Origin of the sequence: Pseudomonas kairouanensis, from assembly GCF_004682055.1 — a bacterium.
In the GTDB taxonomy this organism is placed as follows: Bacteria; Pseudomonadota; Gammaproteobacteria; order Pseudomonadales; family Pseudomonadaceae; genus Aquipseudomonas; species Aquipseudomonas kairouanensis.
Genome location: NZ_QUZU01000087.1, coordinates 1 through 8005, shown reverse-complemented (window position 1 = coordinate 8005; position 8005 = coordinate 1). Strand labels below are relative to the sequence as shown.

At 60.5% G+C, this 8005-nt stretch carries 8 protein-coding genes; 6 read left to right on the top strand and 2 right to left on the bottom strand.

Going from position 1 to position 8005, the window contains the following annotated elements; genetic code table 11:
* Both DYL59_RS31010 and aptA read right to left on the bottom strand, forming a co-directional pair.
* The coding region (locus tag DYL59_RS31010; protein WP_135292594.1) for an aldehyde dehydrogenase family protein at window positions 1–436 on the bottom strand (436 nt) is incomplete at its 3' end.
* A gap of 39 nt (window positions 437–475) precedes the next feature.
* Entirely contained in the window at window positions 476–1825 is a 1350-nt protein-coding gene (aptA, locus tag DYL59_RS31005; RefSeq protein ID WP_003188272.1) for an omega-aminotransferase AptA, read from the bottom strand.
* A 125-nt stretch (window positions 1826–1950) separates the two neighbouring features.
* Here aptA and DYL59_RS31000 point away from each other — a divergent pair, with 125 nt between their 5' ends.
* From DYL59_RS31000 to DYL59_RS30975, 6 genes are all read left to right on the top strand, one after another.
* The gene (locus DYL59_RS31000; RefSeq protein WP_135292593.1) at window positions 1951–2871 is read left to right on the top strand and encodes a LysR family transcriptional regulator; all 921 of its coding nucleotides are present in this window, start codon (window positions 1951–1953) and stop codon (window positions 2869–2871) included.
* A gap of 79 nt (window positions 2872–2950) precedes the next feature.
* On the top strand, window positions 2951–4345 hold the full coding sequence (locus tag DYL59_RS30995; RefSeq protein ID WP_135292595.1) for a uracil-xanthine permease family protein: 1395 nt from the start codon (window positions 2951–2953) through the stop codon (window positions 4343–4345).
* 87 nt (window positions 4346–4432) lie between these two features.
* Complete coding sequence (locus DYL59_RS30990; RefSeq protein WP_135292592.1) at window positions 4433–5092, top strand: TetR/AcrR family transcriptional regulator; 660 nt, start codon at window positions 4433–4435, stop codon at window positions 5090–5092.
* Window positions 5093–5104: 12 nt separating this feature from the next.
* Complete coding sequence (locus tag DYL59_RS30985) at window positions 5105–5686, top strand: IMPACT family protein (RefSeq protein WP_135292591.1); 582 nt, start codon at window positions 5105–5107, stop codon at window positions 5684–5686.
* A gap of 34 nt (window positions 5687–5720) precedes the next feature.
* Window positions 5721–6407, top strand: coding sequence for an SDR family oxidoreductase (locus DYL59_RS30980; RefSeq protein ID WP_135292590.1), 687 nt, complete (start codon window positions 5721–5723; stop codon window positions 6405–6407).
* Between the two features lie 159 nt (window positions 6408–6566).
* Entirely contained in the window at window positions 6567–7925 is a 1359-nt protein-coding gene (locus tag DYL59_RS30975) for an 8-oxoguanine deaminase (protein ID WP_135292589.1), read from the top strand.
* Window positions 7926–8005 lie beyond the last annotated feature (80 nt).

The following is an 8005-nucleotide window of genomic DNA, read 5'->3' as shown; positions in this document are numbered from 1 at the left end:
TAATCCCGGCTACCACGCCCAATGGCTGGAAATCCGACCAGGCATCAATGTTCGGTCCTACGTTACGGCTGTATTCGCCCTTCAGAATCTCCGGCGCCGAGCATGCGTACTCGACGTTCTCGATGCCACGCTTGAGTTCACCGGCAGCGTCTTCCAGCGTCTTGCCGTGCTCTTCACTGATCAGTTGCGAAATCCGCGCTTCGTTCTGCTCCAGCAATTGCTTGAAACGAAACATCACCTGGGCACGCTTGGCTGGCGGCGTATTGCGCCATGCCGGGAAGGCCGCCTTGGCCGAATCGATCGCCTGTTGAATGGTTTCGCGACTGGCCAACGGCACCTGGTGGATCACTTGGCCGGTAGACGGGTTGTACACGTCAGCGCTACGACCGCTGTCATTGACCAACTCACCGTTGATCAAATGCTGGATAAGGCTCATGCAGGGCTCCTGAAAAGTTGTTCTATATAGAAGGAGAAATCAGTCGATCTTGTTCAGCACTTCGCCGACCGCATCGAACAGGCGATCCAGGTCCTGCGGCTTGCTGTTGAAGGTTGGCCCGAACTGCAGGGTGTCGCCGCCGAAGCGTACGTAGAAACCCGCCTTCCACAAAGCCATGCCGGCCTCGAAGGGGCGCACGATGGCATCGCCGTCGCGCGGAGCAATCTGGATCGCGCCCGCCAGGCCATAGTTACGAATGTCGATCACGTTCTTGCTGCCCTTCAAGCCATGCAGCGCATTCTCAAAGTGCGGCGCGACTTCGGCTACGCTCTGCACCAGGTTTTCCTTCTGCAGCAGATCCAATGCCGCCAGGCCAGCCGCACACGCAACCGGGTGAGCCGAGTAGGTATAACCGTGAGGGAATTCCACCGCGTACTCAGGCGTGGCCTGGTTCATGAAGGTCTGGTAGATCTCGCTGCTGGCAATTACCGCACCCATCGGGATCGCACCGTTGGTGACTTGCTTGGCGATGCACATCAGGTCCGGGGTCACACCGAAGCTATCAGCACCGAACATCGAGCCCGTACGACCAAAACCGGTGATCACTTCGTCGAACACCAGCAGGATATTGTGTTGGTCGCAAATCTCGCGCAGGCGCTTGAGGTAACCCTGCGGCGGTACCAGTACGCCAGCAGAGCCGGCCATCGGCTCGACAAACACGGCGGCGATGTTCGACGCGTCGTGCAGTTCAATCAGCTTGAGCAGTTCATCAGCCAAGGCAATACCGCCCTGCTCCGGCATACCACGGGAGAAGGCATTGCTCGCCAGCAAGGTGTGGGGCAAATGGTCGACATCCATCATCGCCTGACCAAACAGCTTACGGTTGCCGTTTACACCACCCAGGCTAGTACCGGCGATGTTCACACCGTGATAACCACGAGCACGACCGATCATCTTGGTCTTGGTGGCCTGGCCTTTCAGGCGCCAGTAGGCACGCACCATCTTCACCGCGGTATCGGCGCACTCGGAGCCGGAGTCGGTGAAAAACACATGGTTGAGGTTGCCTGGGGTCAGATCGGTAATCTTTTCCGCCAGTTGAAAGGACAACGGATGACCGTATTGGAAGCCCGGCGAGTAGTCCAGGGTGCCCAACTGCTTGGCCACCGCTTCCTGGATTTCTTTACGGGTGTGCCCGGCGCCGCAGGTCCACAGGCCTGACAAGGAGTCATACACCTTGCGCCCCTTGTCATCCGTCAACCAGCTGCCTTCTGCCGCCACGATCAGGCGCGGGTCACGCTGGAAGTTGCGGTTGGCGGTATAAGGCATCCAATGCGCGTCCAACTTCAGTTGGCTGGCCAGGGACGATGGGGCGTTTTCGGGCATGTTCATCAGCAAAACCTCGCAGGGCAAAAGGCAGCGTCGGGATTGAAAAGCGTTGTTGCAGCTAAATTGCCACGGCGATAAAGTCGGTGAAATTCAACTCTTCTAACCTTCAGTCAGGCCGTCACTAAACTATGAGCAGCCGCCGCCCCGATCCCCTGGCCCAAGTCAGCGACTTCGATATTCGCCTATTGCGCATCTTTCGCAGCGTGGTGGAATGCGGCGGCTTCTCGGCGGCAGAAACCGTGCTCGGCATCGGTCGTTCGGCCATCAGCCAACAAATGAGTGATCTTGAGCAACGCCTGGGCTTGAGGCTCTGCCAGCGCGGCCGCGCTGGTTTCTCCCTGACCGAAGAGGGCCGCGAGGTCTATCAATCGGCCTTGCAGCTATTAAGTGCATTGGAGAGTTTTCGCACCGAAGTGAACGGGCTGCACCAGCACCTGCGCGGCGAGTTGATCATCGGCCTTACCGACAACCTCGTGACACTGCCCCACATGCGCATCACCCACGCCTTGGCGCAATTGAAGGAGCGTGGCCCGGACGTGCAAATCCAGATCCGCATGATCGCCCCCAACGAAGTTGAACAAGGCGTGCTCGACGGCCGCCTGCATGTGGGCGTGGTGCCCCAGGCCAGTGCCCTGTCCGGCCTGGAGTACCAACCGCTGTACAGCGAACGCTCATTGCTCTACTGCGCGGTGGGCCACCCGCTGTTCTATGCCGACAACAAGCAACTGGGCGACGAGCGTATCGACAGCCAGGACGCCATCGCCCCCACCTTCCGCCTGCCCGCCGAGATCCAGGCCCACTACCAGGCACTCAACTGCACCGCCAGCGCTTCAGACCGGGAAGGCATGGCATTCCTGATTCTCACCGGCCGTTACATCGGCTACCTGCCCGATCATTACGCCAGCCTGTGGGTACAACAAGGCCGACTACGTGCGCTGAAACCGGCCACACGTTTTTACGATTTAAGCCTCGCATCGGTCACACGCAAGGGTCGCCGCCCCCATTTGGTGCTGGAAAGCTTCCTGGAAAGTCTCGCCGCCACCCGCTAATTCGGCCTCGACGCAAAAGCTGAGCAGTTGGACAGCTTTTTGCAAGAACCCAAGGACATAGACCTTGAGTTTGCCCGCCATGCCACCAGAATCCTCAAGCAACAACGACCTGATCTACGGCCTCAACGACCGGCCAAAGCCCGCCCCCGCGTTATTGGCGGCACTGCAACATGTATTGGCCGCGTTTGTCGGCATCATTACCCCGCCACTGATCATCGGCTCCACCCTGGGGCTGGGCGCGCATTTGCCCTATCTGATCAGCATGGCGTTGATGGTCTCCGGCGTGGGCACTTTCATCCAGGCGCGTAGGCCTTTTGGTATCGGCGCCGGGATGATCTGCCTGCAGGGCACCAGCTTTGCGTTTCTCGGCGCGGTACTGTCGGCGGGCTTCCTGGTGAAGCAGCGCGGCGGCAACCCGGAAGACATCATGGCGATGATCTTCGGCGTGTGCTTTTTCGGTGCCGTGGTGCAGATCGTGCTCAGCCGCTTTATTGGCCAACTGCGTCGAGTCATCACACCGTTAGTGACAGGGATTGTGATCACCCTGATCGGCATCAGCTTGATCAAGGTCGGCATCACTGACCTGGGCGGCGGGTTCAACGCCCCCGACTTCGGCGCCCCCACCAACCTGGCGCTGGGTGTGTTCGTGGTGCTGACCATCATTCTGCTCAATCGCTCCAACACGCCGTGGGTACGGCTCTCGGCGATTATCATCGGCCTGGCCCTGGGCAGCGTGGCCGCCTGGTTCAGCGGCAAGCTCGTACCCCACGCCTTGCCCGACCTGCCCCTGGTCAGTGTGCCGATCCCCTTTCGCTTTGGTTTCAACTTCGACTGGAGCGCCTTCCTACCCATCGCGCTGATTTACCTGATCAGCAGCATCGAAACTGTCGGCGACCTCACCGCCAACTGCATGATCGCCCGCCAGCCCATCAGCGGCCCCTCCTATATAAGCAGGCTCAAGGGCGGCGTACTCGGCGATGGCGTCAGTTGCATGATCGCCGCCACGTTCAGCGCGTTTCCCAACACCACCTTTGCCCAGAACAACGGTGTGATCCAACTCACCGGCGTGGCCAGCCGTTACGTCGGCTTATACATTGGCGTGGTGCTATTTTGTCTCGGCTTGTTTCCGTTGATTGGTGCAGTGCTGCAACAAATTCCCAAACCGGTATTAGGCGGTGCAACCCTGGTGATGTTCGGCAGCGTCGCCGCCGCCGGCGTGCGCATCCTCGCCCAGGCGCCGCTGGACCGACGCAGCATGCTGATCATCGCCACCTCGTTTGGCGTGGGCCTGGGCATCGCCGCCCAACCGAACCTGCTGCACTTGATGCCAACCCTGGTGCAAAACCTGTTCGACTCGGCCATCACCAGCGGCGGTCTGACGGCCATCGTCTTGTGCCTGTTGTTACCGGAGGCCAAGGCCGGCAGCGTTGCCGCAAACCACACACCGGAAAGCGACACACTCGAACCGCTTTGACGGTTTTATTGCATCGGGACTTGTCTGAGGCTTGAGGGTGGGGTATCTGTGCACACGTCGTCTCTATCGATCAGCACGGAAACCTCCATGAGCCTCGAAGTTCCTGCCCACAGCAACCCCGCCGGGAAACCCGCCAGCCGCATTCGGCAAAAGAACGAACAAGCGATTCTCCAGGCTGCTGAAGACGAATTCGCGCGACATGGCTACAAAGGCACCAGCATGAACACCATCGCTGCCAGTGCCGGGCTGCCCAAAGCCAACTTGCACTACTACTTCACCAACAAGCTGGGCCTGTATATCGCGGTGCTCAGCAATATCCTCGAACTGTGGGACAGCACCTTCAACACGCTGACCGCCGAGGACGACCCCACCATCGCCCTGACCCGCTACATCCGCACGAAGATGGAGTTTTCGCGACGCCACCCCCAGGCCTCGCGAATCTTCGCCATGGAAATCATCAGCGGCGGCGAATGCCTTACCGAATATTTCAGCCAGGACTATCGCGCCTGGTTCAGCGGACGGGCCGCCGTGTTCCAAGCCTGGATCGATGCCGGCAAGATGGACCCAGTCGACCCTGTACACCTGATCTTCCTGCTATGGGGCAGCACCCAACACTACGCCGACTTCGCCACGCAGATCTGCCGCGTCACCGGTCGCACAAAGCTGACCAAGCAGGACATGGAAGACGCCGGCACCAACCTGATCCAAATCATTCTCAAAGGCTGCGGCGTAAAGCCGGCCCTCTAAACGAAGCGCCTTATGTCTTTCACGCTTACCGGCCTTTGCGAATTTCGTGAAGAAATACGCAAGAGCCGCTTCATCACCCTCGCGGCCCCCATCACCAGCCCGCAGGACGCCCAGGCGTTCTTCGAGCAGCACAGCGACTTGAACGCCACGCACAACTGCTGGGCCTGGAAACTGGCCGACCACTATCGCAGCAATGACGATGGCGAACCCGGTGGTACTGCCGGGCGGCCGATCCTGGCCGCCATCGAGGCACAAGGTTTTGACCAGGTCGCGGTGTTGGTGATTCGTTGGTATGGCGGTATCCAGCTGGGTACCGGGGGCCTGGCCCGCGCCTATGGCGGCGGTGCCAATAAATGCCTGCAAAACGCCGAACGCATCGAATTGATCAGCCGTGTACCGCTAAGTTGCGCCTGCGGCTTCGCCGAATTGAACCTGGTGAAACTGCGTGTTGCCGAACTGGGTGGGCTGGTCGTAGAAGAATCCTTCACCGCCAACGGCGTCGAGCTACAACTCGCCGTGGGCGAAGCGCATATCGACACCCTGCAAATTCAACTCGCCGACCTCAGCCGTGGGCGTATCCTGCTGCAACGTTGAATTCCCTGAACCGCGACTCCAAAGGAAGCTTTTCATGTCTACGCCAAAAACCGCACTGATCATCGGCGCCTCCCGCGGGCTGGGCCTTGGCCTGGTCAAGCAACTGCTCCAGGACGGCTGGGACGTGACCGCCACCGTGCGTGATCCGAGCAAGGCCGATGCCCTGAAGGCCGTCGGCCCGGTACAGATCGAAAAACTCGACATGGACGACCAGCAAGCCGTGATCGCCCTGAGCCAGCGCCTAAAGGACCGCACCTTTGACCTGCTGTTCGTCAACGCCGGCGTCAAAGGCCCGGCCAACCAGGAACCTGGCCACGCCACCCTGGCGGAAGTTGGGCAACTGTTCTTCACCAATGCGGTGGCGCCGATCAACCTGGCCCAGCGTTTTGTCGGGCAGATCCGCAAGGACACCGGTGTGCTGGCCTTCATGAGTTCGGTACTGGGCAGCGTGACCATCCCCGACGGTTCGGACCTGGCGCTGTACAAGGCCAGCAAGGCAGCGCTCAACTCCATGACCAACAGTTTTATCACCCAACTGGGCGACCACAAGCTCACCGTGTTGTCGCTGCATCCGGGCTGGGTGAAGACCGACATGGGCGGCGAAAACGCCCACATTGATGTCGACACCAGCGTGCGTGGCCTGGTGCAACAGGTTAATGCCTACACCGGCAAGGGCGGCCATCACTTCGTGGACTACAAGGGCGACACCATCGCCTGGTAATCCACCCTCCCACATTGATTGCGCCAACTTTCCTACAGATAGACGATATCTAGAACTACGCGTACTCTAGGCCCCTCGCCCTCACCGGCGACCCTGGATCAGCAGACAGGGCAACACTGAGCTGGCAAACCTGAACCCATCATTCAGAGGAGCCGGCCAATGCCTGCGACCCGTATCTGGTTAAAAAACCCCCTCGCGATTTTCACTGCCAATGGCCTCGACGCCCGTGGCGGCCTGGTGCTGCAAGACGGTGTGATCACCCAAGTGCTGGCCCTGGGGCAAGAACCCGCTGTGCCGTGCGCGCAAGTGTTCGACGCCCGCGAGCATGTCATCCTCCCCGGCCTGATCAACACCCATCACCACTTCTACCAAACCCTGACCCGCGCCTGGGCACCGGTGGTCAACCAGCCGCTGTTTCCCTGGCTGAAAACCCTGTACCCGGTCTGGGCGCGGCTGACCCCGGAAAAGCTCGCCCTGGCCACCAAAGTGGCACTGGCCGAACTGCTGCTCTCAGGCTGCACCACCGCCGCCGATCACCACTACCTGTTCCCCGACGGCCTGGAAAACGCCATCGATGTACAAGTGCAAAGCGTGCGCGAACTGGGCATGCGCGCCATGCTCACCCGGGGCTCCATGAGCCTGGGCGAAGCCGATGGTGGCCTGCCGCCACAACAAACGGTGCAAGAGGGCCAAGTGATCCTGGATGACAGCCAACGCCTGATCCACGAATACCACCAGCGCGGCGATGGCGCGCAAATCCAGATTGCCCTGGCGCCGTGCTCGCCGTTCTCCGTTACGCCAGAAATCATGCGTGCCAGCGCAGAACTGGCCGACACACTCGACGTGCGCCTGCATACGCACCTGGCGGAAACGCTGGACGAGGAAGACTTCTGCCTGCAACGTTTTGGCCTGCGCACCGTGGACTACCTGGACAGCGTCGGCTGGCTCGGCCCGCGCACCTGGCTGGCCCATGGCATCCACTTCAACCCCGATGAAATCGCGCGCCTGGGCGCCGCCGGCACTGGCATCTGCCATTGCCCAAGTTCGAACATGCGCCTGGCCTCCGGGATCTGCCCGACCCTGGACCTGCTCGCCGCCGGCGCGCCTATCGGCCTGGGCGTGGACGGGTCGGCCTCCAACGATGCGTCGAACATGATCCTGGAAGCGCGCCAGGCCCTGTATATCCAGCGCCTGCGTTACGGCGCGGAAAAAATCACCCCGCAAGGTGTGTTGGGCTGGGCGACCAAGGGTTCGGCGCAGTTGCTGGGGCGCACGGATATTGGTGAGTTGGCGGTAGGCAAACAGGCTGACTTGGCCCTGTTCAAGCTCGATGAGCTGCGGTTCTCCGGCAGCCATGATCCGATTTCGGCGCTGTTGTTGTGCGGTGCAGATCGGGCGGACCGGGTGATGGTGGGGGGTAAATGGCGAGTGATTGATGGCCAGGTCGAAGGTTTGGACTTGAAAGGTTTGATCGCCGATCACACCCAGGCGGCTAGAGCATTGATCGCAGGAACTTGAGCCTGACACTGCTCTAAATGTGGGAGCGGGCTTGCTCGCGAATGCGGTGTGTCAGTCAACTCATGTGCTGACTGACACAC

Bases quoted from the DNA above. Each gene is read 5' to 3' on its own strand.
- DYL59_RS30990 (WP_135292592.1), top strand. From the start codon at position 4,433: ATGAGCCTCGAAGTTCCTGCCCACAGCAACCCCGCCGGGAAACCCGCC.
- DYL59_RS30980 (WP_135292590.1), top strand. From the start codon at position 5,721: ATGTCTACGCCAAAAACCGCACTGATCATCGGCGCCTCCCGCGGGCTG.
- DYL59_RS30975 (WP_135292589.1), top strand. From the start codon at position 6,567: ATGCCTGCGACCCGTATCTGGTTAAAAAACCCCCTCGCGATTTTCACT.
- DYL59_RS30995 (WP_135292595.1), top strand. From the start codon at position 2,951: ATGCCACCAGAATCCTCAAGCAACAACGACCTGATCTACGGCCTCAAC.
- DYL59_RS31000 (WP_135292593.1), top strand. From the start codon at position 1,951: ATGAGCAGCCGCCGCCCCGATCCCCTGGCCCAAGTCAGCGACTTCGAT.
- DYL59_RS30985 (WP_135292591.1), top strand. From the start codon at position 5,105: ATGTCTTTCACGCTTACCGGCCTTTGCGAATTTCGTGAAGAAATACGC.
- aptA (WP_003188272.1), bottom strand. From the start codon at position 1,825: ATGAACATGCCCGAAAACGCCCCATCGTCCCTGGCCAGCCAACTGAAG.